We start from the raw sequence: 22,871 nt of genomic DNA, 5'->3' as shown, positions 1-22,871 counted from the left end.
GTGCCGAAGCTCGAACTCCTCCCGGCCGTCGATGTCCGCGACGGCCAGGCCGTACGGCTCGTCCACGGCGAGTCCGGTACGGAGACGTCGTACGGCTCGCCGCTCGAAGCCGCGCTCGCCTGGCAGCGCTCCGGCGCCGAGTGGCTGCATCTGGTCGACCTCGACGCGGCCTTCGGCACCGGGGACAACCGCGACCTGATCGCGGAGGTCGCCGGGGCCATGGACGTCAAGGTCGAGCTGTCCGGCGGCATCCGCGACGACGCCTCGCTCGCGGCGGCCCTCGCGACCGGCTGCACCCGGGTCAACCTCGGAACCGCCGCGCTGGAGACCCCCGAATGGGTCGCGAAGATCATCGCCGAGTACGGCGACCGGATCGCCGTCGGCCTCGACGTACGCGGCACGACCCTGCGCGGCCGGGGCTGGACCCGCGACGGCGGCGACCTCTACGAGACGCTCGCGCGCCTCGACTCCGAGGGCTGCGCCCGCTACGTCGTCACGGACATCGCCAAGGACGGCACTCTGCAGGGCCCCAACCTGGAGCTGCTGAAGAACGTCTGCGCCGCGACCGACAAGCCGGTCGTCGCCTCCGGCGGGGTCTCCTCGCTGGACGACCTGCGCGCGCTGGCCACGCTCGTACCCGCCGGAGTCGAGGGCGCGATCGTCGGCAAGGCGCTCTACGCGAAGGCGTTCACCCTGGAAGAGGCGCTCGCGGCGGTGGCCCGATGACCGGCGGTGGCCCGATGAGCGGCGACGGCCCGGTGGGCGGCGACAGCTCGGCGCGCGGCGTGCGGAAGATCTCGTCCGGCGGCCCCTGGGAGGAGTCCTTCGGCTACTCCCGCGCGGTACGGCTCCCGAACGGCCTCGTCCTGGTCTCCGGCTGCACCTCGGTGGTCGGCGGAAGGATCGCGGAGGGCGGCCCGTACGAGCAGGCGAAGACCGCCTTCGGCGTGGCCGTCAAGGCGCTGGAGGAGCTGGGCCTGGGCGCCGAACACGTGGTGCGCACCCGGATGTACATCACCCACGCCCGGGACGCCGACGATGTCGGCCGCGCCCACAAGGAGCTCTTCGACGCCGTACGGCCGGCCGCGTCGATGATCGTCGTCGCCGGATTCATCGACCCGAGCCTGGTCGTCGAGGTCGAGGTCGAAGCCTTCCAGGGAGAGCCCGCATGACCGTGGCCGTACGTGTCATCCCCTGCCTGGACGTGGACGGCGGCCGGGTCGTCAAGGGCGTCAACTTCCAGAACCTGCGCGACGCGGGCGACCCGGTCGAGATGGCCAAGCTGTACGACGCCGAGGGCGCCGACGAGCTGACGTTCCTCGACATCACCGCCTCGTCCGGCGACCGTGAGACGACGTACGACGTGGTGCGCCGCACCGCCGAGCAGGTCTTCATCCCGCTCACCGTCGGCGGCGGGGTCCGTACCCCGGACGACGTCGACAAGCTGCTGCGGGCCGGCGCGGACAAGGTCGGCGTCAACACGGCGGCCATCGCCAGGCCGGACCTCATCCGCGAGATCGCCGAACGCTTCGGGCGCCAGGTGCTGGTGCTGTCGGTCGACGCGCGGCGGACCGCGTCGGGGTCGTTCGAGGTCACCACCCACGGCGGGCGCCAGGGCACCGGCATCGACGCCGTCGAGTGGGCACACCGGGCGGCGGAACTGGGCGCGGGCGAGATCCTGCTCAACTCGATGGACGCGGACGGGACGAAGGACGGCTACGACACGGAGATGATCGCGGCCGTACGCCGGCACGTCACCGTGCCCGTCATCGCCTCCGGAGGCGCGGGCCGCCTCGCGGACTTCCCCCCGGCCGTCACGGCGGGCGCCGACGCCGTACTGGCGGCCTCCGTCTTCCACTTCGGCGACCTGCGGATCGCCCAGGTCAAGGACGCACTGCGGGAAGCGGGCCACCCGGTGCGCTGAGGCGCTGACGGCGGCGCGTGCGCGCGTGACGGGTATCCCGTGCGGCGCGTACGCGCGTGACGGGTTGCCCCGACCCTCGACGTGCTCCCGGGGCGCCACGTGCTCCCGACCCTCCACGTGCTCCCGACCCTCCACGTGCTCCCCGGGGCCGTGCGCTCCCCGGAGCCCTGAGAGGATCGGCTTCCTATGAGCTCCCCCGTCATACCCCTGCCCGCCGGCACCGTCCCGGTGCCCGAGCGTCCCGCTCACCAGGACGGGAACGTCCTGCGCTGGCTCGGCGCCTATACGGCGTCGGCGGTCGGGGACAGCGTCTACTACATGGCGCTGTCCTGGGCGGCGGTCCGCACCGGGAGCCCCGCGCAGGCCGGGCTCGTGCTCGCCGCCGGGGCCGTGCCGCGCGCCGTGCTGATGCTCGGCGGGGGCGTGCTCGCCGACCGGTTCGGGCCGCGCCGGGTCGTCATCGGCAGCGACGCGGCGCGCTGTGTCCTCATCCTGGGTGTGGCGGCGGCGCTGCTGTTCACCACCCCCACCCTCTGGCTGCTGATCACCGTCGCGCTGGTCTTCGGCGCCGTCGACGCCCTCTTCCTGCCCGCCGTCGGCGCCCTGCCGCCCCGGATCACCACGCCCGGGCAGCTGGCCCGGGTCCAGGGGATGCGCGGGCTCGCCGCGCGCGTCGCGAATGTGACCGGGGCGCCGCTCGGCGGGCTCGCCGTGGCACTCGGCGGTCCGGTGACCGCGTTCGGTGTGGCCGGGGCGCTGTTCGCGGTGTCGCTGCCGCTGCTCCTCGCCGTACGGATGGCCCCGGGCCGCGCCAAGGACCCGGCGGCCGGCGCGGCGGGCACCGCCTGGGGTGAACTCCGCGACGGGCTGAGCCACATCCGCCGCCACCGCGTCCTCGCCCCGCTGATGCTCGTCATCGCCGTCGGTGAACTGGGCTTCGTCGGCCCGCTCAACATCGGGCTCACCCTGCTCGTCCAGGAACGCGGCTGGGGCGCCGGCGGCATGGGCTGGATCGTCGCGGCCTTCGGGGCCGGGGCCGGGGCGAGCTCCCTGCTGCTGACCGTACGGGGACGGGTGGCGCGCGCCGGACTCGTCCAGTCCTCCGCCCTGTGCGCGGGATCCGTCGCCCTCGCTTCCCTCGCGTTCGCACCCTCGGTCGCCCTGGCGACCGTCGCCGGGGTCGCCATCGGCCTGCTGGCCGGACTGAGCGGCGCGCTCACCGGAGCCCTCCTCCAGACGGCCGCCGACCCGGAATACCTGGGCCGGGTCACCTCCGTCGCGACCCTCTTCACCCTCGGCGTCGCACCCCTCTGCTATCCGCTCACCGGCACGGCGGTCGGCCTCTGGGGCACCGGCCCGGTCTTCGTCGTCAGCGCGGCGGTGTGCGGTACGGGAGGGCTGATCGGCCTGGCCTCCACGGCCCTGCGCACCGCCGAACTGCCCGCCTGATCAGCCCCGGTCCGGCTCCGGGAGGTCACATGCCCAGCTTCGCCCCGCGCAGCCGCGCCACCGCGTCCTTCTCGCCCTCCAGCTGTACGTCCGTCGCGTCCTGCCGGCCGAACACGAAGAGCACCAGCTCACCCGGCTCCCCGGTGACCGTCACCACCGGGGTGCCCCGGTGGGCCACCACCGTCCGGCCGTCCGGGCGGCGCAGCACCAGGCCCACCGGGGATTTGCGGCCCAGCAGCCGGCCGCCCTTCTCCACCCGCGACCACAGCGTGTCCGCGAAGACCCGGTCCAGCTCGCGCGGTGTCCAGGCGAGCTGCGCCCGGCGGACATCCTCGGCGTGGACGTAGAACTCGACGGTGTTCGCGAGCTCGTCGAGCTGCTTGATCCCGTACGGGGACATCTTCGGCGGTCCCGTACGGATCAGCTGGACGAGCTCCTCGTACGGCTTGGACACGTACTCGCTCTGCACCCGTTCCAGACGGTTCCTCAGCGCCGGCACCATCATCCCGCCCGCCGCGTCGGGGCGGCGCTCACGCAGCACCACATGGGCGGCGAGATCACGGGTCAGCCAGCCTTCGCAGAGCGTCGGCGCATCGGGGCCCGCCGCCTCCAACAGGTCGGCGAGCAGAAGTCGTTCACGCTTGGCATGGGTCGACATGTCCGCCAGCGTACGGCGGTGGGCCCCCGTCCGCCCAGTGGACGGCGGGACCGGACTTCCGCACGGGCGCGGCACAATGGCCGTATGACCAGCACGACCGCCCACCCCGGCGCGACCGGCGGCCTCGATCCCACCATCGCCGACCGGCTCAAGCGCGGCGCCGACGGACTGATCCCGGCCATCGCCCAGCAGTACGACACCGGTGAGGTGCTGATGCTCGGCTGGATGGACGACGAGGCCCTGCACCGCACCCTCACCACCGGCCGCTGCACCTACTGGTCCCGCAGCCGTCAGGAGTACTGGGTCAAGGGCGACACCTCCGGCCATGTCCAGCACGTCAGGTCCGTCGCCCTGGACTGCGACGCCGACACCCTGCTGGTCCAGGTCGACCAGGTCGGCGCCGCCTGCCACACCGGCACCCGCACCTGCTTCGACACCGACGTCCTGCCGCTCGGATCATGACCGCCCGGGTGAGCGCCCAGGCGGGGCCCTCCGGGCGAGTAGGGTCGTCGGCCATGGACCTCGACACCTTCCGCAAGCTGGCGGTGGACCGCCGCGTCATCCCCGTCAGCCGGCGCCTCCTCGCGGACGGCGACACCCCCGTCGGCCTGTACCGCAAGCTCGCCGCCGAGCGCCCCGGCACCTTTCTGCTGGAGTCCGCGGAGAACGGCCGCTCCTGGTCCCGCTACTCGTTCATCGGCGTACGGTCCGCCGCCATGCTCACCGAGCGTGAAGGCCGCACCCACTGGCTCGGCACCCCGCCCGTCGGCGTCCCCGTCGACGGGGACCCGCTGGCCGCCCTGCGCGCCACCGTCGAGGCCCTGCACACCCCCCGGGACCTCTCCTCCGGTATGCCGCCCTTCACCGGCGGCATGGTCGGCTACCTCGGGTACGACATCGTCCGCCGCCTGGAGAAGATCGGCGACCACGCCCGCGACGACCTGCGCCTGCCCGAGCTGACCATGCTGCTCACCTCGGACCTCGCCGTCCTCGACCACTGGGACGGCACGGTCCTGCTGATCGCCAACGCGATCAACCACAACGACCTCGACACCGGGGTGGACGAGGCGTACGCGGACGCCGTCGCCCGCCTGGACGCCATGGCCGCCGACCTCGCCGAGCCCGTCCACACCGCGCCCACCGCACTGCCCGCCTCCGAACTCCCCGCGTACACCGCGCTCTGGGGCGGCGCCGACTACCAGGCCGCCGTCGAGGACATCAAGGAGCGGATCCGGGCCGGTGAGGCGTTCCAGGTCGTCCCCTCCCAGCGCTTCGAGACCCCCTGCACGGCGAGCGCGCTGGACGTCTACCGGGTGCTGCGTGCCACCAACCCCAGCCCCTACATGTACCTCTTCCGGTTCCCCGCCGGGGACGGCGGCGCCTTCGACGTCGTCGGCTCCAGCCCCGAGGCCCTCGTCAAGGTCGAGGACGGGCACGCCATGGTGCACCCCATCGCCGGCACCCGGCCGCGCGGCGCCACCCCGCAGGAGGACCAGGCCCTCGCCGACGAACTGCTGGCCGACCCCAAGGAGCGGGCCGAGCACCTGATGCTCGTCGACCTCGGCCGCAACGACCTGGGGCGGGTCTGCGAGCCGGGCAGCGTCGAGGTCGTCGACTTCATGTCCGTCGAGCGGTACTCGCACGTCATGCACATCGTCTCGACCGTCACCGGACGGGTCGCCGAGGGCCGCACCGCCTTCGACGTCCTGACGGCCTGTTTCCCCGCCGGCACCCTCTCCGGGGCGCCCAAGCCGCGCGCCATGCAGATCATCGACGAGCTGGAGCCCACCCGGCGCGGCCTGTACGGCGGCTGCGTCGGCTATCTCGACTTCGCCGGGGACTCCGACACGGCCATCGCCATCCGAACGGCGCTGCTGCGCGACGGCACGGCGTACGTCCAGGCCGGGGCGGGCGTCGTCGCCGACTCCGATCCGGTCTCCGAGGACACCGAATGCCGTAACAAGGCGGCCGCCGTGCTGCGCGCCGTACACACCGCGAACCGGCTCGGCGACGGGGGACCGTCCTCATGACGGGGCGTCCCCGGGGCGCGGGGCGCGGAACCGCCTGAACGTCCGGCGACGCCGTAGGGGATAGTGGGGTGCGTGAGTGCCGTACCCGTACCCCAGCCCCGTCGCGCCACCCCCTCGGCCGCCCGCCCGTCGGGCGCCCCGGCAGCCGACGCCACGAGCAGCCGCCGAAGTCTCGCCGCCGCACTGCTCCTCGGCGCCGTCGGCGCCGCGGTGGTGCTCCTGGCCTCCAGCCAGAACTGGGCCCACGGCACGGCGGCCGTCGGCGGCGGCTCCGTCCCGCTCGACGCCGACGGCCGTGATGTCACCGGCGTCCCCGCCGCGCTCGCCGTCGTCGGCCTCGCCGCACTCGTCGCGGTCTTCGCCGTGCGCAGGGCGGGCCGGCTGCTGGTCTCCGTGCTGCTCGCGCTGAGCGGCGCAGGCGCGGCGGCCGCCGCTTTCCTCGGCGCTTCCGACAGCTCCGCGCTGGACGAGAAGGCCGCGCGGACGACCGGCGACACCGCCGCCACCGTCGACGCGCTGACCCACACCGTATGGCCCTATCTGACCGGCGCCGGCAGTGTGCTGATCCTCCTCGCCGGGCTGCTGGCCCTGCGGTACGGCAGGCAGTGGCCCGCGATGTCCGGCCGTTACGAGCGCCCCGGCACCGCCGCCTCCGGCGGGGGCACGGCGCGGGCCCGTACCGCCCGGCGCGCGCCCGTCGTGAACCCCGACCGGCCCGAGGACCTGTGGAAGGCGCTGGACCGGGGCGAGGACCCCACGCGCGAGGGCTGACGTCCTTTCCCGGCCCACCCGACCTGGGCGAACGGCAGCCAGGCGTACCCGACCCCCGACGCCGTTCAGCCGCCGTATGCGGGACAATGTTCCGTGAGCGTCCGACTCACCCAGCGCAACACCAACGAGGAGCAACTCATGGCGGGCAGCACCCACGGACACACCCTGGCGGCCTGGACCGGTGTCACCATCTCGTTCATCGGCTTCTGCATCGGCGGAGTCTTCATGGTGGCGGCCAACCAGCCCGGTTTCTGGGCGGGTATCGGCGTCGTCTTCCTCGGCGGTGTCGTCGGCCTGGGCATGAAGGCGGCCGGGCTCGGCATGCCCAAGGAGTCCGCCGCGATGAAGGAAGCCAGGGCCGCGGCCGGTCGCCAGCAGCTCAAGGGCCACGACGAGCGCCAGGCTCAGACCGTCTGACCGGGCCGGCGCTCCGACCCCAGACGCAGTCCGGCGAGGCCGGGCTGCGTCTTTCCGTATCAGCGGCGACAATCACCGGGTGGACGCCATGCCAATCCCCGCAGGGCAGGACCCTGTGCCGCTGTCCGGGCCGCTGTCCGGGCCGGGACACGGGCCGCGATACGGTCCGGTACCCGAGCCGGGATACGGGCCCGTGTCTACGCCGCCGCACGGCGGGCCGCCCGGGCCGCCGGTCCCGGCCCGCCGCCGGCTCCTGGCGCCGCTCCTGACCCTCGCCGGTGTCGCCGCCGCGTTCACGTACGTCGGGCTCGTCGACCCGAACCAACCCGGCCACTATCCGGTCTGCCCGCTGTACGCCGTCACCGGCCTCTACTGCCCGGGTTGCGGCGGTCTGCGCGGCGCCCACGCCGTGGCCCACGGAGACCTGGCCACCGCCTTCGGTGACAACGCGCTGGCCGTCGTCGGCTACGCCGTCCTCGCCGTGCTGTGGGTGGCCTGGGTGGTGCGGGCCCGCAAGGGACTGCCCGTACGGACGACACCGCCGACCGGCTGGTGGTGGGCGCTCGGTGGGGCGGCCCTGCTCTTCACGGTGATCAGGAATCTGCCGTTCGGCTCGCCGCTCGCACCATGAGGGCGCGGGCGATGGCATGCTCGGCCGACCGGATGCGGGCCCTTCGGCTTCTTCCGGCTAGCATCGGCAGGGCTGATCCTGCTCCACCCAGAACCGTCCCGGAAGGGGGCCGCTCGCGTGAGTGTGCTCGACGAGATCATCGAAGGTGTTCGCGCGGACCTCGCAGAGCGGCAGGCACGCGTCAGCCTTGATGAACTCAAGGAGCGCGCGGCGAAGGCACCCCTGGCCAGGGACGGTGTCGCCGCCCTGCGCGGGGAGAGCGTCAACGTCATCTGCGAGGTCAAGCGCTCCAGCCCGTCGAAGGGCGCGCTCGCCGCGATCGCCGACCCGGCCGGGCTCGCCGCCGACTACGAGGCGGGCGGCGCGTCCGTCATCTCCGTCCTCACCGAGGAGCGGCGTTTCGGCGGCTCGCTCGCCGACCTGGAGGCCGTACGCGCCCGGGTCGACATCCCGGTCCTGCGCAAGGACTTCATCGTCACCTCGTACCAGCTGTGGGAGGCGCGCGCGTACGGCGCCGACCTCGTCCTGCTGATCGTCGCCGCGCTGGAGCAGACGGCGCTGGTCTCGCTGATCGAGCGCGCCGAGTCCATCGGGCTCACCCCGCTCGTCGAGGTCCATGACGAGGACGAGGTCGAGCGGGCCGTGGACGCCGGCGCGAAGATCATCGGTGTGAACGCGCGCGACCTGCGCACCCTGCAGGTCGACCGCGGCACCTTCGAGCGGGTCGCCCCCGAGATCCCGGCCGGCATCGTCAAGATCGCCGAGTCGGGGGTGCGCGGGCCGCACGACCTGATCGCGTACGCCAACGTCGGCGCGGACGCCGTGCTGGTGGGCGAATCACTGGTCACCGGGCGCGACCCGAAGTCCGCGGTGGCCGATCTCGTCGCGGCCGGCGCGCACCCGGCGCTGCGGCACGGGAGGGACTGACCTCCGCCGTGACCGCCCCCGTCGTCCTCCACGCGCCGGCACCCCGGCCGGGCACGCGCCCGCGCCGCCGGGTGCCGGCGCGGGTGCCGCACGCGCCGCTGGCGCGCGGCTGCCGCCCGCGCGGCTGCCGGGCACCGGCCCGGCGGGTGCACGGCCGGCGGGTCCGGTACGTGATCGGGGACGAGCCGGGACAGGTCAACGGCATGCGATGGCGCGGGTAGCCGCGTCCTGAGCCTGTGCGGCCCCTCGCGGGGTGCCGCGCCGTCCGTGGTGCGCGTGGCGCCGCCTCTCCGGAGCGCGGGCGCCGCCGCCGCTCCGCCTTCGGTGTCACACCCCCTCGGCCAGTTCCGCGACGCCGATCGTCCGGAACCGGCCACCGCGGCCCGTCCCTCGCGTCCTTCGCCGGGTGCGGGGCACCTTCGCTCCGGGCGCATACGGTGAGTCCCGCCCGTTGCCTCCCGAGGAGTTCTCGCGTGTCTTCCGAGTTTTTCATTCCCGATCCCGAGGGTCTCGTGCCCAGCGCCACGGGGTACTTCGGTGCCTTCGGCGGCAAATTCATCCCCGAGGCGCTCGTCGCCGCCGTCGACGAGGTCGCCGTCGAGTACGAGAAGGCCAAGTCCGATCCGGCCTTCGCCGCCGAGCTCAACGACCTGATGGTCAACTACACCGGCCGGCCCAGCGCGCTGACCGAGGTCCCGCGATTCGCCGGGCACGCCGGGGGCGCCCGGATCTTCCTCAAGCGTGAGGACCTCAACCACACCGGCTCACACAAGATCAACAACGTGCTGGGCCAGGCGCTGCTGACCCGGCGCATGGGCAAGACCCGCGTCATCGCCGAGACCGGCGCCGGGCAGCACGGGGTCGCCACCGCGACCGCCTGCGCGCTGTTCGGACTCGAATGCACCATCTACATGGGCGAGATCGACACCCAGCGCCAGGCCCTCAACGTCGCCCGGATGCGGATGCTCGGCGCCGAGGTCATCCCCGTGAAGTCCGGCAGCCGCACCCTCAAGGACGCCATCAACGAGGCGTTCCGCGACTGGGTCGCCAATGTGGACCGTACGCACTACCTGTTCGGTACGGTCGCCGGACCGCACCCCTTCCCGGCGATGGTGCGGGACTTCCACCGGGTCATCGGCGTCGAGGCCAGGCGGCAGATCCTGGAGCGCGCCGGGCGGCTCCCCGACGCCGCCGTGGCGTGCGTGGGGGGCGGGTCCAACGCGATCGGGCTCTTCCACGCGTTCATCCCGGACGCGGCCGTACGGCTGGTGGGCTGCGAACCCGCCGGGCACGGGATCGAGAGCGGCGAGCACGCGGCCACCCTGACCGCCGGCGAGCCCGGCATCCTGCACGGGTCACGCTCGTACGTGCTGCAGAACGAGGAAGGCCAGATCACCGAGCCGTACTCGATCTCGGCCGGACTGGACTACCCGGGCATCGGCCCCGAGCACGCGTATCTCAAGGACAGCGGACGCGGTGAGTACCGGGCCGTCACCGACGACGACGCCATGGGGGCGCTGCTGCTCCTGTCCCGCACCGAGGGGATCATCCCCGCCATCGAGAGCGCGCACGCGCTGGCCGGGGCGCTGGAGCTGGGGCGGGAGCTGGGCGAGGACGGGCTGATCGTCGTCAACCTCTCCGGGCGCGGCGACAAGGACATGGACACGGCCGCCCGCTACTTCGGGCTGTACGACGGCGAGGGCACCAAGTGAGCGGGAACATCCAGCTGCTGAGCGACACCCTCGCGGCGGCCAGGGCCGAGGACAGGGCCGCGCTGATCGCCTATCTGCCGGCCGGGTTCCCGACCGTGGACGGCGGGATCGCCGCCGTGAAGGCGGTCTTCGACGGCGGCGCCGACGTGGTCGAGGTCGGGCTGCCGCACAGCGACCCGGTGCTCGACGGACCGGTCATCCAGACCGCCGACGACATCGCGCTGCGCGGCGGCGTCAAGATCGCCGACGTGATGCGCACGGTCCGCGAGGCGCACGAGGCGACCGGGAAGCCGGTCCTGGTGATGACGTACTGGAATCCGATCGACCGCTACGGCATCGAGCGGTTCACCACCGAGCTGGCCGAGGCGGGCGGCGCCGGGTGCATCCTGCCGGACCTGCCCGTCGAGGAGTCCGCGGTGTGGCGCGAGCACGCCGAGAAGCACGGTCTCGCCACGGTCTTCGTCGTCGCGCCGAGCAGCAGGGACGAGCGGCTGGCGAAGATCACGGCGGTCGGCACCGGCTTCGTCTACGCCGCCTCACTGATGGGCGTCACGGGCACCCGGGTGTCCGTGGGCGTCGAGGCCCAGGAACTGGTGGGGCGTACCCGCGCCACCACCGGCCTGCCGGTCTGTGTCGGGCTCGGCGTGTCCAACGCCGAGCAGGCGGCGGAGGTCGCGGGCTTCGCGGACGGGGTGATCGTCGGTTCGGCCTTCGTGAAGCGGATGCTGGAGGCGCCCGACGAGGCCGCCGGACTGGTGGCGGTGCGCGAGCTGGCGAGCGAGCTGGCGGCGGGCGTTCGCAAGCGCTGACGAGCGATACGGGGCGCTGCCGGGTGATTCTCACCCGTATGGGTGGACCTGGGGCCGGGGAGGTGCGTACGCGCCTCCCCGGTTCGTTGCTGTGGGCGTGAGCGAGAAGAACCGTGACGCAAGGCGGAGCGCGAGAGAGCGGCTCCAGCAGGAACGCGAAATCGAGAAGGCACGCGAGAAGCGCAGGCGCACCCTGATCATGTCCGCGGCGGTGGTCGGCGTGCTCGCCGTGGCCGGGGCGATCGGCGTCGTCGCCGCGAACGCGGGCAAGGACAAGGCCACCGGGGCGGCGGGGCCGGTGCTCGCGCCGTCGGGTCTGAACGGCAAGGACGATCTGGCGATCCCCGTGGGGGCGACGGACGCGCCGTCCACGCTCACGGTGTGGGAGGACTTCCGCTGCCCGGCCTGCGCCCAGTTCGAGAACACCTTCCGGAGCACGGTCCACCAGCTGGAGAAGGCGGGACAGCTCAAGGTCGAGTACCACCTCGCCACGCTCATCGACGGCAACATGGGCGGCAGCGGCTCGCTGCGCGCCGCCAACGCCGCCGCGTGCGCGCAGGACGCCGGGAAGTTCTCCGCCTACCACGACGTGCTGTACGAGAACCAGCCGCTGGAGACGGACGACGCCTACGCCAGGAACAGCCGCTTGCTGGAGCTGGCCGGGAAGGTCCCCGGACTGGAGTCCGCGCCGGGCTTCCGGGAGTGTGTGGACGGCGGGAACCACGACGCGTGGGTGAAGAAGTCGGCCGAGGCGTTCCGCACGGGTAACTTCAGCGGGACCCCGACCGTTCTGCTCAACGGAGAATCGGTCTTTCCGAAAAAGGGTAACGAAAACATCACACCGGCCAACCTGAAGAAGTGGGTCAAGGAGGCCGACAAGGGCAAGAAGCGGGGCACCGCAACGCCTTCCGCGCCCGCCCCGATCCCCGACGGGGCCACTCCTCAGGCCTGAGCTCGTTATCCAGAAGTTGCCGGGCGGGCTGCCGCTCTTTCCGCCCGGCACTGTAGCGTCGGTCCTGCCATGGAACTTGCCTACATTCCCAGCCCGTCGACCGGAGTGCTCCATCTCGGACCGCTTCCGCTGCGCGGCTATGCCTTCTGCATCATCATCGGTGTCTTCGTCGCCGTCTGGTACGGCGGCAAGCGCTGGGTCGCCCGGGGCGGCAAAGCCGGCACCGTCGCCGACATCGCCGTCTGGGCTGTGCCCTTCGGACTGGTCGGCGGCCGCCTCTACCACGTGATCACCGACTACCAGCTGTACTTCAGCGACGGTGAGGACTGGGTCAACGCCTTCAAGATCTGGGAGGGCGGCCTCGGTATCTGGGGCGCGATCGCGCTCGGCGCGGTCGGCGCCTGGATCGGCTGCCGACGGCGCGGCATCCCGCTTCCCGCCTGGGCCGACGCCATGGCCCCGGCCATCGCCATCGCCCAGGCCCTCGGCCGTTGGGGCAACTGGTTCAACCAGGAGCTGTACGGCAAGGAGACCGACCTGCCGTGGGCGGTGAAGATCACCGCGGGCCCGAACCGCGAGGCGGGTCTCTACCACCCGACCTTCCTGTACGAGTCGCTGTGGTGCCTGGGCGTCGCGGCCCTCGTCGTCTGGGCCGACCGCCGCTTCAAGCTGGGACACGGACGGGTCTTCGCCCTGTACGTCGCCGCCTACTGCGTGGGCCGGTTCTGGATCGAGTACCTGCGGGTCGACGAGGCGCACCACGTCCTGGGCCTGCGGCTGAACGACTGGACGGCGATCATCGTCTTCGTCCTGGCGGTCGCCTACATCGTCATCTCGTCGCGGGTACGCCCGGGGCGCGAGGAGATCGTGGAGCCCGGTGCGGAGGCGGTGGAGGCGCCGAAGGACGCCACCCCTTCCGGCTCCGCCGACGCCGCGGATTCCGCCGACCCCGCGGATTCGGCCGACGCGGCCGACGCGCCTGAGCCCGGTGAGGGCGTCGTGGCCGGGGGCGCCGCGAGCGCCGGAGCCGAGGCGGCCGAAAAGGCCTGACAGCCCTGTCGGTGTTCGCCTGGGGCCGTCGGACCAGCTGGTCCGACGGCCCCAGGCGTTTTCCGGCCTATCCCCGGTCGGCCACCGTCAGGGTACGGCGGGCCGCCGCCACGACCGCCGCGTCCACGAAGCGGCCGTCGGACAGCGCCAGCGCCCCCGCGTCCGCCGTCGCCGCGCTGATGACCTCCTCGGCCTCCTCGATCTCCCGGGGAGTGGGCAGGTACGACCGCTCGATGACCGGTACCTGCCGGGGGTGGATCGCCGCGCGGCCCAGGAAACCCAGGGACCGGCCCCGTACGCAGGACGCGGCCAGCCCGTCCAGGTCCCGCACGTCGGGGTAGACCGACTGGGCCGGTGCGGCCAGGCCCGCCGCGCGGGCCGCGACCACGACCCGGCTGCGCGCCCAGTCCAGGCCGCTGTCCTCCCGTACCCCCAGATCGGCGCGGAGGTCCGCCTCGCCCAGCGCGATGCCCCGGACGGCCGGGTGCGCGGCGGCGATGGCGTGGGCGTGTTCCACGGCGATGGCCGATTCGAGCAGCGCGAACAGCGCGATGTCCGCCGCGCGGGCCGCGACCCGGTGCACGTCGGACGGGTGGGTGACCTTCGGCACCCGCAGCCCGGTCAGGGCGGGGAGGCCGACCAGGAACGGCACGTCCTGCTCGTCGGCGATCCGGACATGGACCGGGAGCGGCTGCGGCGAGGCCAGGAATTCGGCGGTGGCGGCGCGGGCGTACTCCTTGCGGTCGGGAGCGACCGCGTCCTCCAGGTCCACGATCACGACATCCGCGCCGGACGACAGCGCCTTCGTCATGAGCTCCGGGCGGTCCCCGGGGACGTACAGCCAGGTGATCGGGACCGTCACAGCGTGCCTCCCGACCGGAGCGCGGCGATCTCAGGTGCCGACAGGCCCAGTTCGGCGAGGACCGTGTCGGTGTCCGCGCCGTGCGGGCGGCCCGCCCAGCGGATGGCGCCGGGGGTCTCGGAGAGCCGGAAGAGGACGTTCTGCATCCGCAGCGGCCCGAGCTCCGGGTCCGGAACCTCCGTGATGGTGTCCAGCGCCTGGTACTGCGGATCGGCCATGACGTCGCGGATGTCGTACACCGGCGCGATCGCCGCCTCGGCCTTCTCGAACGCGGCCATCGCCTCGTCGCGGGTGTGCCGGGCGATCCAGCCGCCGACCGCGTCGTCCAGGACGTCCGCGTGGTCCGCGCGCCCGCCGCCGGTGGCGAACCAGGGCTCGGAGACGAGGTCCGGGCGCCCGACCAGGTGCATGACGCGTTCGGCGATCGACTGGGCGGAGGTGGAGACCGCCAGCCAGGAGCCGTCGGCCGTGCGGTAGGTGTTGCGGGGCGCGTTGTTGCGGGAGCGGTTGCCGGTGCGCGGCTGGACATAGCCGAGCTGGTCGTACCAGAGCGGCGCCGGACCGAGGACCGTGAGGATCGGCTCGATGATCGCCAGGTCGACCACCTGCCCGCGGCCCGTCGCCGCCCGGCCGGTGAGCGCGGTCAGCACCGCGTACGCCGTGGCCAGCGCGGCGATCGAGTCGGCGAGGCCGAAGGGCGGCAGGGTGGGCGGCCCGCCCGGCTCGCCCGTGACGGCGGCGAAGCCGCTCATCGCCTCGGCGAGCGTGCCGAAGCCCGGACGGTGGGAGTACGGGCCGAACTGGCCGAAGCCCGTCACACGGGCCAGCACGAGCCGGGGATTGGCGGCGGAGAGCTCGTCCCAGCCGAGTCCCCATTTCTCCAGGGTGCCGGGGCGGAAGTTCTCGATGATCACATCCGCGTCGGCGGCGAGGCGTAGCAGGAGGTCCTGGCCGGCCGGGGTGGACAGGTCCAGGGTGATGGCGCGCTTGTTGCGGCCGAGCACCTTCCACCACAGGCCCACGCCGTCCTTCGCGGGGCCGTGTCCGCGTGACGGATCGGGGCGGCTGGGGTGCTCGACCTTGATCACCTCGGCGCCGAAGTCGCCGAGCATGGAGGCCGCGAGCGGGCCCGCGAAGAGCGTCGCGAGGTCGAGGACGCGCAGCCCGGCCAGTGGCGGGAGGGCGGGTACCGGGGCCCCGGCCGGGGCGGGTGCCGGGGTGGGCGGATGCGTGGGCGCGGCGGTCATGATGCCTCGATCTCGGTGCGGTACGGCATGGACGTGGACGCCCCGTGACGCTGGACGCACAGCGCGGCGGCCGACGAGGCCCACCCCATCGCCTCCCGCATCGGCCGGCCCTCGCAGAGCGCGACCGCCAGGGTCCCCACGAAGGTGTCGCCGGCGCCGGTGGTGTCCACGGCGCTGACCCGGGGAGCCGGTACGGTCACCGGTTCCGCGCCCCGCGTCGCGTACAGGCTGCCCGCGGCGCCGAGGGTGATCACGACCTGGGGAACCTGCCGGAGCAGCGCCTCCGCCGCCGCGTGCGGGTCGGCGATCCCGGTCAGGACAGCCGCCTCGTGTTCGTTCGGGACCAGCAGATCGATGGTGCCGAGCAGCTCGGACGGCAGGGGCTGGGCGGGGGACGGGGTGAGAATGGTCCGTACGGAATGGCGGTGGGCGGCCTCCGCGCCGGACAGCACCGCGCTCAGCGGGAGTTCGAGCTGGAGGAGCAGGGTGCCGGCGGTGGCGATGAGCGTCTCGTCGCCGGGGCCGAGACAGGTGACGGTGTGGTTCGCACCGGCGATCACCACGATCGAGTTGCCGCCCTCGTCGTCGACGACGACATGGGCGGTGCCGGAGAGGCCCTCCGCCGTACGCAGGAGGTCGGTGTCGACCCCGGAGGCGATCAGGGTGTGCCGCAGCTGCTCCCCGAATTCGTCCGCGCCGACCGCGCCGATCATCGCCACCTCGCCGCCCGCCCGGGCGGCGGCGACGGCCTGATTGGCGCCCTTGCCGCCCGGGACCATACGGAACTCGCGGCCCGTGACGGTCTCGCCGGACTTCGGGGCCCGGGCGACATACGCGACAAGATCCATGTTGGTGCTGCCGAGCACCACGATGCCGGTCATGGGTGGGGTGTCTCCCTGAGGTTCACGGGCCGTGGGGTCACGGTCCGGGTGAGTTCTGCCAGGCTGTCGAAGCCGATGGAGTCGAAACCGCCGACCGAGGTGGCGAGGCGGTTCTTGAGCGGGCCCGTCCAGTGCTCGGGCAGCCGGTCCGGGTGCCCGGCCAGCAGTCCGGCGACCGAACCGGCCGTCGCGCCGTTCGAATCGGTGTCCCAGCCGCCCGACACGGCACGGCAGATGGAGCCGCCGAAGTCGCCGTCGGCGTGGGTGAGCGCGGCGGCGACCAGCGCCGCGTTGGGGAGGACGTGCACCCAGTGGTAATGCCCGAGGGCCGAGTGGAGCACGTCGGCGACGGTCTCGAAATCGGCGTGGGCGCGGGCGGTTCCGATGCCGAGGTGGACGGCCCCGGCGAGCCGGGAGCGCGGCGGTACGACGCTCAGCCCGGCCCGCAGGCACGCGTGCACGTCGTCGTGCGTGGCCGCCGCCGCGATGGTCGCCGCGATGAACATCGCCCCGAACACCCCGTTGGCGGTGTGGGTGAGCGTCGCGTCCCGGTGCGCCTGCCCGGCGGCGGCGCCCGGATCGCCGGGGTTCGTCCAGCCGTGCGTGTCGGCCCGGATGGCCGCGCCGATCCACTCGCGGAACGGGTTGCGGTGGCGGGCGGTGTCCGGCGGCTCGATCCCGGAGAGCAGATTGCGGTACGCGACCCGTTCCGCCGTGAACGTACGCCCGGCGGGCAGTTCGTCGAGCCAGAGCTTCGCCACCTGCGCGGTGGTGAAGTCCCGGCCGTGACGCCGGAGCAGCAGCAGATTGAGCAGGGGGTAGTTCAGGTCGTCGTCCTCGGGCATCCCGTCGATGTTCTCCCGCAGCGAGGTCGGCGCGGAACGGCGATTCCAGGGATACGCGGCGGCGAGTCCGGCGGGCAGTCCCTCGGCGGTGAACCAGGTACGCAACGGCCAGTTGCCGGTGGCGCGCGCCAGGGCCCGGATGCCCTGGAGGGGCAGCTTCTCGACGGGCTTGCCGAGCAGGCAGCCGGCGGCCCGGCCGAGCCAGGCGGCGTGCAGTTGGGGGAGGGTGAAGGCGGGCGCCGGCGCCCGGTGCGACGCCGGGCGCTCCCCGGGCCCTGTGCGCTCCTCGGGCGCCGGGCGCTCCCCGGGCCCTGTGCGCTCCCCGGGCTTCGGAGGCTCTTCGCGGGCGGGGACGGGGACCGGGCCGAGGGCGGGGGCGGCGGCCGGCCAGGAGGGGCAGGCTGCCCTGACCGCCGCCAGCTCCGTCGGTTCCGTCGCCGCCAACGGTGAATCCAGGGAAGCCAGTTCGTCCAGCAGCTCCTCCGCCAGCGCGCGCAGCCGGGGGGAGGCGGGACCCGGTGAGGCACCCGCGCGCTCCGCAGCCGGACGGCCGCCCGCCGTATGCCAGCGGCGGGTGATCTCCGCCGTGTCGCGGTCGTCCTCGGCCGCCTGGCGCAGTTCGTGGCCGATCAGGTCCTCGGGCTGGACCCAGGTGAGACGGAGACCCGTCATCGCGGATCCGTCAGCCGGGCGAACGCGCCCTCGTGCGCGCGGCGCCGTTCGGTGTCGCGCGCGAACACCTCGTACGCGACCTCCGCCAGCGCTCGGGCCGGTGCGTGCAGATCGAGGCGGCTCGCCTCGGCCACCGTCTTGGCCCACTCGGCGGGGATCGCCGACTCGCCGCTCAGCGCCCCGGCGAGCGCGCCGCTCATCGTGGCGATCGAGTCGCAGTCCCGGCCGTAGTTGACCGAACCCAGCACCGTGCGGCGGTAGTCGCCCGCGCCGATCAGCAGCATCCCGAGAGCCACGGGCAGTTCCTCGATGGCGTGCAGCCGGGAGGGGCGGCGGGCGCCGAGGGACGGCGCGCGGTAGTTCGGGCCGACCGTGTCGAAGGGCGCGATCGCGTCCCGCAGCCCGCGCAGCGCGGACTCCGTGTCGCGGTGCCGGGCGGCCACGTCGCACACCGCCTCGATCGCGGCGCGGGTGCCGTCCTTGGCGAGCGCGAGACACGCCTCGACGACCGAGGCCGGGGTGGCGTCCGGCAGACAGGCCGCCGCGACCGCCGCCGCGAACACCCCGGCCGCCTCCCGCCCGTACGACGACTGGTGCGCGCCCGCCACATCGATGGCCTCGGCGTACGCGCCCGCCGGATGCGCCGCGTTGACCAGCCCGACGGGCGCCATGTACATCGCCGCACCGCAGTTGACGATGTTCCCGGTGCCCGCCTCGCGCGGGTCGACATGCCCGTAGTGCAGGCGCGTCACCATCCACTTCTCGGCGAGGAAGATCCGCTGGAGGGGCAGCGCCTCCGCCTCCAGCTCCGGGATCCAGCGCGGCGTGGAGATCAGATCAGGAACCAGATGGCCCGCGACGGCGTACGCGTCGAGGTGGTCGCGGACGACTCCGTACACCCGGATCAGCGCATGGGTCATCAGGGTGTCGTCGGTGACGTGGCCGTCGCCCTTGTGGTAGGGGGCGAGCGGGCGGGCGGTACGCCAGTTCTCGTTCCACGGCCCGACGATGCCGGACACCCGGCCGCCGTGCCGCTCCACGATCTGGTCGGGGGAGTAGCCCTCGACCGGACCGCCGAGCGCGTCGCCGACGGCCGCGCCGATCAGGCAGCCGGTGATCCGGTCATCGAGGGTGGGCGTCGTCGTGGGCCTGGGAGGTGCCGAAAGGAGCGTCATGTCGGGATTGTCCACCCCGGGAGGTCGGTTCCGTGTCTGCCAGCAGCCCGGCGAGTTCGACGAGATCGGTCCCGGCCAGCCGGGGGAGCGCGCAGCCCGCGAGGGTGCGGCAGGCGTCCCGCCAGGCGGCCGGCACGGCGTCGCCGCCGCCGAGCGCGCCGGTCAGCGCTCCGGCGAGGGCGGGAGCGGAGTCGGCGACCCTGGACAGGCAGGCGGCGGCGGGCACCGCCTCGGTGACGCCGCCCCGGGCGGCGATGGTCAGGGCGAGAGCGACCGGGACGGTCTCGGCCGCGGCGATGCCGTAGCTGTAGACGTGGTCGACGATCTGATGCTCCAGCAGGGGGACGAGAGCGAAGGCGCCGGCCGGCTCCTCGGCGAAGCCGCGCGCCAGCTCCACGGCGTGCCGCGCGTTGCGGCCGATCTCCGTGCCCTCCGGGAGCTGGGCGAGGGCGGCGGCCACGGCGGTCCCGGCGTTCGCACCGCCGAGCGCGGCGGCGACGGCCGCGGCCATGGCACGGGCGCCGTACACCCCGTCGCCGTCCTGCGTGTACCGCGCGTCGAACTCGGCGAGCCCGGCCGCCGCCGACGGGTCGCCGGGGTGCGCGACCGCGAGGACGACGGCCCGTACGCAGGCCGCGTCGTCGAAGTAGTGCGGATTGTCGTGACCGGTGGCGGGCGGGCGCAGGCCGGTGGCGAGATTGCCCAGACCCGCGCGCACGGAGATCCGTGCCCGCAGCGGCAGTACGGCGGACTCGACCTCGGGTGCCCGCGCCGCCGCGGCGGCGATCTCACCGGCCAGCCCGTTCCAGGCCAGGTCGATGGCGGCACGGACGCGGCGGTCGGCGGGCAGCGCGCGGAAGAGGTCACCTGCGGCGGCGAGTAGGGCCCGCGCGGTGAACGCGGCCCATTCGGCGTCGTCGGAAGGTCCGAGTCTGAGGGGCTCGGGCGGCTGGTTGAGAGCGATGGGGACGGGCAGGGTGGTCGTCGCGTTCTGCTCGGCGAACGTGTCCAGCTCCCGGGTGAGCCGCCGTGTCCACTCGGGCATCCGGGCCGCCCGGTGCCGGGCGGCCGGCCACCCGGCGGCGTCCCCGGCGGCCAGCCCGAGCAGCAGCCCCTCGATCCGCCGCACCGGCCGCGCGCCCGCCTCACATGACGCGCCGACGGCGGGGGCGGCGGGAGCGTACGGGGTACGGCTACGGGCCCCCGCGCGCGGGGTCTCCAGCCCGGTCCGCGCGGTCGGTGCGCCGTCCCCGCCGGGCGCCGCCGGGACCTCGCCGGCCGGGACCTTGCCCGCCGGGACCTTGCCCGCCGGGAGACCGGGGGCGCCGCCGCCGTCCGGCCCGGGTACGGACGGGGCATGGGGGGCGCCGCCGCTGACGGGCGGACAGGGAGCGGGAGGCGAGGCGGGCCGGCCCGCCGCCGGACCGGCCGGTACTCCGGCGGCCCGCGCGGAGGCGCCGTGGCCGGGGCCGGTCGGGGCCGGGGCCGGGGAGTGCCGTGTCTCGTGGACGGCCGGTCGGCGGGGTGTGGTCATGAGGTGGCCTCTTCGTCGTCCGGGGTCAGGAGGTCCGCGATGTCCAGAACGTGGTAGCCGCGCATCGAGGGCAGGCAGCTGCCCCGGACCGGGCCGATGACCGAGGCCCATTCGGGAGGGATCGCGCCGGCCCCCGACATCGCCCCGGCCAGGGCGCCCGCGACCGCCGCGGTGGTGTCCGCGTCGCGGCCCATGTTGACGGCGGTCAGCACCGACGTACGGAAGTCCCCGCGGGCCGCCGCGAACGCGCCGAACGCCAGCCCCACCGCCTCGGGCGCCAGATCGGTCCAGGGGTAACCGCCGATGACCACGGCGGAGCGGACCGCGCGCTCCCGCGTGAGGGTGTCGCCGTACTCCCGCCGCGCGGCCACGACCCCGCGCCGCAGGGAGCGGGCCGTCCAGGAATCCATGGGGACGACGGAGAGCGCGGCGGCGATCACGGAGGCGGGACCCGCGCCGGTCATCGCGGCGGCGACCCCCGCCGCCACCGCCCGGCCGCCGTAGATGCCCTCGCCGTCATGGCTGACGCAGCCGTCGACGGCGACCAGCCGGGCCGCCTCGGCCGGCCGGCCCGCCGCGAAGACACCGAAGGGCGCCGCGCGCATCGCGAGACCGTCGCTCCAGGCGTGCCGGTGCTGCGCGGTGATGGGGGCGGCGAGGCCGCGTCTGAGGTTCTCCAGGGTGCCGCGCTCACTGAAGCCCGCGCCCCGGAACGGGCCCTCGTCCAGGTCCGCGAGCCAGTGGTGCCAGGCCTTCTCGACATGGGCGACGGTCAGGGCGGAGCCGTGCCGGGCGAGCAGCAGCCCGGAGAAGATGGCGTACTCGGTGTCGTCCGTACCCGCCGGGCTGTCGGAGACGAAGCCTTCGATACGGCCCCAGCGGCGGCGGATCTCGGAGGGGCGCATGTTCTCCGCGGGAGCGCCGAGCGCGTCACCGACGGCGAGGCCGAGCAGCGCCCCGCGCGCCCGGTCGCGGAGCGCCGCGATCTCATCGGCTGCCGGATCGTATGCGATCAACTCCATCGTGTCGCCCTTTCGCGGGCGACGAGCCGCTGTTCCCGCTCGTCGCTGCCCTCTGCTGCCTTCTGTTGCCTCTGCCGCACGCTGGTGCCATCTGTCTTGCCATCTGTCTTGCCCATCTGTGCCACGCGGAGCGGCCGGGGAGTCCGCGAAACCTTCCTGTCACCCGACCGCGCCCGGGCGGCCCCCCGGGCGCGGTCGGCCCCGGCCTGGTAAGTACGGCCTTCCTTGCTGGCGGGAGCGCTTTTTCGTGCGTAGTTTCGAGCGTTGGGAGGGGTGGACACCGGTCCATGGACGGGCCCGGATCCACTTCCACGGAGGAGGAGAACCATGTCCGTCATCGAGACCGAGGCCACGCTGCACGAGGCCCACCGGGACAACCACACGCACCGCGATGTGAACGGCGGCTGGCTGCGTCCCGCGGTGTTCGGCGCGATGGACGGGCTGGTCTCCAACCTCGCGCTGATGACCGGCGTCGCCGGCGGCGCGGTCTCCCAGCACACGATCGTGATCACCGGGCTGGCGGGCCTCGCGGCCGGTGCCTTCTCGATGGCCGCGGGCGAGTACACCTCCGTCGCCTCCCAGCGTGAGCTGGTCCAGGCGGAGCTGGAGGTGGAGCGACGTGAGCTGCGCAAACACCCCGCCGACGAGATGGAGGAGCTGGCCGCGCTCTACGTCTCGCGGGGTGTGGAGCCCGCGCTGGCGCGCGAGGTGGCCCGGCAGCTGTCGAAGGACCCGGAGCAGGCTCTGGAGATCCACGCCCGCGAGGAACTGGGCATCGACCCGGACGATCTGCCGTCCCCGCTGGTCGCCGCCGTCTCGTCGTTCGGCTCCTTCGCCCTGGGCGCGCTGCTGCCCGTCATGCCCTATCTGCTGGGCGCCACCGCACTCTGGCCCGCACTGATACCGGCCCTCCTGGGCCTCTTCGCCTGCGGCGCGCTGGTGGCCCGGGTGACCGCGCGCAGCTGGTGGTACAGCGGGCTGCGGCAGCTGCTGCTCGGAGGGACGGCCGCCGCGCTCACCTACGGGCTCGGCGCGCTGTTCGGCGCGACCTTCTGACCTGGGCGGTTGTCCGCCCTGGGTGGTTCCGGGGTGGCTTCGGGGCGGCTCCGGGGCGTTCCGCGGCCGGGGATGCAAGACTGGGCGGGGCGCCCCGGACGCCCTCTCGCCCGCGACCGTTACCCCGCGGTTTCAAACTCGCAACGAACGGGCATGAGCCGGACGCGTCGCGGGCAATGAAGCCCGCTCCGCCACAGCCGACCGGACGACGATCTGTCCGACAGTGCCCCTCCATCCACCGCTACGA

The 22,871-nt window shown here is 73.8% G+C and carries 24 protein-coding genes; 16 read left to right on the top strand and 8 right to left on the bottom strand.

Going from position 1 to position 22,871, the window contains the following annotated elements; all coding sequences use genetic code 11:
- The 4 genes from priA to ACIBAE_RS08585 all read left to right on the top strand — a co-directional run bounded on the left by priA (position 1) and on the right by ACIBAE_RS08585 (position 3,373).
- Positions 1-726, top strand: coding sequence for a bifunctional 1-(5-phosphoribosyl)-5-((5-phosphoribosylamino)methylideneamino)imidazole-4-carboxamide isomerase/phosphoribosylanthranilate isomerase PriA (priA, locus tag ACIBAE_RS08600; RefSeq protein ID WP_399283778.1), 726 nt, complete (start codon positions 1-3; stop codon positions 724-726).
- Positions 727-740: 14 nt separating this feature from the next.
- Entirely contained in the window at positions 741-1,172 is a 432-nt protein-coding gene (locus tag ACIBAE_RS08595; RefSeq protein WP_399283184.1) for a RidA family protein, read from the top strand.
- Positions 1,169-1,924, top strand: a complete 756-nt coding sequence (gene hisF, locus ACIBAE_RS08590; RefSeq protein ID WP_399283182.1) for an imidazole glycerol phosphate synthase subunit HisF — start codon at positions 1,169-1,171, stop codon at positions 1,922-1,924. The genes ACIBAE_RS08595 and hisF overlap by 4 nt, the downstream gene beginning before the upstream one ends.
- 186 nt (positions 1,925-2,110) lie before the next feature.
- Positions 2,111-3,373, top strand: coding sequence for an MFS transporter (locus ACIBAE_RS08585; protein WP_399283180.1), 1,263 nt, complete (start codon positions 2,111-2,113; stop codon positions 3,371-3,373).
- A gap of 25 nt (positions 3,374-3,398) precedes the next feature.
- On the opposite strand, the gene ACIBAE_RS08580 is transcribed toward ACIBAE_RS08585, so the two are convergent.
- Positions 3,399-4,031 carry a TIGR03085 family metal-binding protein gene (locus ACIBAE_RS08580; RefSeq protein ID WP_399283178.1) on the bottom strand — a complete coding sequence of 211 codons (633 nt, stop codon included), beginning with the start codon at positions 4,029-4,031 and terminating at the stop codon, positions 3,399-3,401.
- A gap of 84 nt (positions 4,032-4,115) precedes the next feature.
- Here ACIBAE_RS08580 and hisI point away from each other — a divergent pair, with 84 nt between their 5' ends.
- The 11 genes from hisI (at position 4,116) to lgt (ending at position 13,330) form a co-directional block, all read left to right on the top strand.
- The gene (hisI, locus tag ACIBAE_RS08575; RefSeq protein WP_399283176.1) at positions 4,116-4,493 is read left to right on the top strand and encodes a phosphoribosyl-AMP cyclohydrolase; all 378 of its coding nucleotides are present in this window, start codon (positions 4,116-4,118) and stop codon (positions 4,491-4,493) included.
- A 53-nt stretch (positions 4,494-4,546) separates the two neighbouring features.
- Positions 4,547-6,061, top strand: coding sequence for an anthranilate synthase component I (locus ACIBAE_RS08570; RefSeq protein WP_399283175.1), 1,515 nt, complete (start codon positions 4,547-4,549; stop codon positions 6,059-6,061).
- A gap of 63 nt (positions 6,062-6,124) precedes the next feature.
- Positions 6,125-6,832 carry a TIGR02234 family membrane protein gene (locus ACIBAE_RS08565; RefSeq protein WP_399283173.1) on the top strand — a complete coding sequence of 236 codons (708 nt, stop codon included), beginning with the start codon at positions 6,125-6,127 and terminating at the stop codon, positions 6,830-6,832.
- Between the two features lie 138 nt (positions 6,833-6,970).
- On the top strand, positions 6,971-7,249 hold the full coding sequence (locus ACIBAE_RS08560; RefSeq protein ID WP_399283776.1) for an HGxxPAAW family protein: 279 nt from the start codon (positions 6,971-6,973) through the stop codon (positions 7,247-7,249).
- A gap of 193 nt (positions 7,250-7,442) precedes the next feature.
- A complete protein-coding gene (locus ACIBAE_RS08555; protein ID WP_399283172.1) occupies positions 7,443-7,880 on the top strand; it encodes a DUF2752 domain-containing protein in 438 nt (145 codons plus the stop codon).
- A 117-nt stretch (positions 7,881-7,997) separates the two neighbouring features.
- Positions 7,998-8,807, top strand: coding sequence for an indole-3-glycerol phosphate synthase TrpC (gene trpC / locus ACIBAE_RS08550; RefSeq protein WP_399283170.1), 810 nt, complete (start codon positions 7,998-8,000; stop codon positions 8,805-8,807).
- A gap of 71 nt (positions 8,808-8,878) precedes the next feature.
- The gene (gene trpM, locus ACIBAE_RS08545; protein ID WP_399283775.1) at positions 8,879-9,028 is read left to right on the top strand and encodes a tryptophan biosynthesis modulator TrpM; all 150 of its coding nucleotides are present in this window, start codon (positions 8,879-8,881) and stop codon (positions 9,026-9,028) included.
- A gap of 252 nt (positions 9,029-9,280) precedes the next feature.
- Positions 9,281-10,519, top strand: coding sequence for a tryptophan synthase subunit beta (gene trpB, locus ACIBAE_RS08540; RefSeq protein WP_399283169.1), 1,239 nt, complete (start codon positions 9,281-9,283; stop codon positions 10,517-10,519).
- A complete protein-coding gene (gene trpA, locus ACIBAE_RS08535; protein WP_399283167.1) occupies positions 10,516-11,328 on the top strand; it encodes a tryptophan synthase subunit alpha in 813 nt (270 codons plus the stop codon). Before trpB ends, trpA begins: the two co-directional genes overlap by 4 nt.
- A gap of 97 nt (positions 11,329-11,425) precedes the next feature.
- Positions 11,426-12,280 (top strand): thioredoxin domain-containing protein, encoded by an 855-nt coding sequence (locus ACIBAE_RS08530; RefSeq protein ID WP_399283165.1) that lies wholly within the window; start codon positions 11,426-11,428, stop codon positions 12,278-12,280.
- 69 nt (positions 12,281-12,349) lie between these two features.
- Positions 12,350-13,330, top strand: coding sequence for a prolipoprotein diacylglyceryl transferase (lgt, locus tag ACIBAE_RS08525; protein ID WP_399283163.1), 981 nt, complete (start codon positions 12,350-12,352; stop codon positions 13,328-13,330).
- A gap of 67 nt (positions 13,331-13,397) precedes the next feature.
- Here the strand turns inward: lgt and ACIBAE_RS08520 are convergent, their stop codons facing one another.
- Genes ACIBAE_RS08520 through ACIBAE_RS08490 form a run of 7 tightly spaced genes read right to left on the bottom strand, consistent with a single transcriptional unit; the run spans position 13,398 to position 21,568 of the window.
- On the bottom strand, positions 13,398-14,192 hold the full coding sequence (locus ACIBAE_RS08520) for an HpcH/HpaI aldolase/citrate lyase family protein (protein WP_399283161.1): 795 nt from the start codon (positions 14,190-14,192) through the stop codon (positions 13,398-13,400).
- Positions 14,189-15,439 carry a CaiB/BaiF CoA transferase family protein gene (locus ACIBAE_RS08515; protein ID WP_399283160.1) on the bottom strand — a complete coding sequence of 417 codons (1,251 nt, stop codon included), beginning with the start codon at positions 15,437-15,439 and terminating at the stop codon, positions 14,189-14,191. Before ACIBAE_RS08515 ends, ACIBAE_RS08520 begins: the two co-directional genes overlap by 4 nt.
- Positions 15,436-16,320, bottom strand: coding sequence for a ribokinase (rbsK, locus tag ACIBAE_RS08510; protein WP_399283158.1), 885 nt, complete (start codon positions 16,318-16,320; stop codon positions 15,436-15,438). The genes ACIBAE_RS08515 and rbsK overlap by 4 nt, the downstream gene beginning before the upstream one ends.
- Positions 16,317-17,837, bottom strand: coding sequence for an ADP-ribosylglycohydrolase family protein (locus ACIBAE_RS08505; protein ID WP_399283156.1), 1,521 nt, complete (start codon positions 17,835-17,837; stop codon positions 16,317-16,319). The genes rbsK and ACIBAE_RS08505 overlap by 4 nt, the downstream gene beginning before the upstream one ends.
- On the bottom strand, positions 17,834-19,012 hold the full coding sequence (locus tag ACIBAE_RS08500; RefSeq protein WP_399283155.1) for an ADP-ribosylglycohydrolase family protein: 1,179 nt from the start codon (positions 19,010-19,012) through the stop codon (positions 17,834-17,836). The genes ACIBAE_RS08505 and ACIBAE_RS08500 overlap by 4 nt, the downstream gene beginning before the upstream one ends.
- Positions 18,960-20,546 (bottom strand): ADP-ribosylglycohydrolase family protein, encoded by a 1,587-nt coding sequence (locus ACIBAE_RS08495; protein ID WP_399283152.1) that lies wholly within the window; start codon positions 20,544-20,546, stop codon positions 18,960-18,962. The genes ACIBAE_RS08500 and ACIBAE_RS08495 overlap by 53 nt, the downstream gene beginning before the upstream one ends.
- Positions 20,543-21,568, bottom strand: coding sequence for an ADP-ribosylglycohydrolase family protein (locus tag ACIBAE_RS08490; RefSeq protein WP_399283151.1), 1,026 nt, complete (start codon positions 21,566-21,568; stop codon positions 20,543-20,545). Before ACIBAE_RS08490 ends, ACIBAE_RS08495 begins: the two co-directional genes overlap by 4 nt.
- A 327-nt stretch (positions 21,569-21,895) precedes the next feature.
- On the opposite strand from ACIBAE_RS08490, the gene ACIBAE_RS08485 reads away from it, so the two are divergent.
- A complete protein-coding gene (locus ACIBAE_RS08485; protein WP_399283149.1) occupies positions 21,896-22,624 on the top strand; it encodes a VIT1/CCC1 transporter family protein in 729 nt (242 codons plus the stop codon).
- Positions 22,625-22,871 lie beyond the last annotated feature (247 nt).

Source organism: Streptomyces sp. NPDC051569 (assembly GCF_044454085.1).
Classification (GTDB): domain Bacteria; phylum Actinomycetota; class Actinomycetes; order Streptomycetales; family Streptomycetaceae; genus Streptomyces.
The sequence above is the reverse complement of the archived record's forward strand: the minus strand, read 5'-3'. Positions and strand labels throughout refer to the sequence as shown.

Coding starts and splice junctions, on each gene's coding strand:
- ACIBAE_RS08585 (WP_399283180.1), top strand. CDS start 2,111: ATGAGCTCCCCCGTCATACCCCTGCCCGCCGGCACCGTCCCGGTGCCC.
- lgt (WP_399283163.1), top strand. CDS start 12,350: ATGGAACTTGCCTACATTCCCAGCCCGTCGACCGGAGTGCTCCATCTC.
- ACIBAE_RS08490 (WP_399283151.1), bottom strand. CDS start 21,568: ATGGAGTTGATCGCATACGATCCGGCAGCCGATGAGATCGCGGCGCTC.
- ACIBAE_RS08495 (WP_399283152.1), bottom strand. CDS start 20,546: ATGACCACACCCCGCCGACCGGCCGTCCACGAGACACGGCACTCCCCG.
- ACIBAE_RS08515 (WP_399283160.1), bottom strand. CDS start 15,439: ATGACCGCCGCGCCCACGCATCCGCCCACCCCGGCACCCGCCCCGGCC.
- ACIBAE_RS08505 (WP_399283156.1), bottom strand. CDS start 17,837: ATGACGGGTCTCCGTCTCACCTGGGTCCAGCCCGAGGACCTGATCGGC.
- hisI (WP_399283176.1), top strand. CDS start 4,116: ATGACCAGCACGACCGCCCACCCCGGCGCGACCGGCGGCCTCGATCCC.
- ACIBAE_RS08570 (WP_399283175.1), top strand. CDS start 4,547: ATGGACCTCGACACCTTCCGCAAGCTGGCGGTGGACCGCCGCGTCATC.
- ACIBAE_RS08580 (WP_399283178.1), bottom strand. CDS start 4,031: ATGTCGACCCATGCCAAGCGTGAACGACTTCTGCTCGCCGACCTGTTG.
- ACIBAE_RS08485 (WP_399283149.1), top strand. CDS start 21,896: ATGTCCGTCATCGAGACCGAGGCCACGCTGCACGAGGCCCACCGGGAC.
- ACIBAE_RS08595 (WP_399283184.1), top strand. CDS start 741: ATGAGCGGCGACGGCCCGGTGGGCGGCGACAGCTCGGCGCGCGGCGTG.
- hisF (WP_399283182.1), top strand. CDS start 1,169: ATGACCGTGGCCGTACGTGTCATCCCCTGCCTGGACGTGGACGGCGGC.
- ACIBAE_RS08500 (WP_399283155.1), bottom strand. CDS start 19,012: ATGACGCTCCTTTCGGCACCTCCCAGGCCCACGACGACGCCCACCCTC.
- rbsK (WP_399283158.1), bottom strand. CDS start 16,320: ATGACCGGCATCGTGGTGCTCGGCAGCACCAACATGGATCTTGTCGCG.
- ACIBAE_RS08560 (WP_399283776.1), top strand. CDS start 6,971: ATGGCGGGCAGCACCCACGGACACACCCTGGCGGCCTGGACCGGTGTC.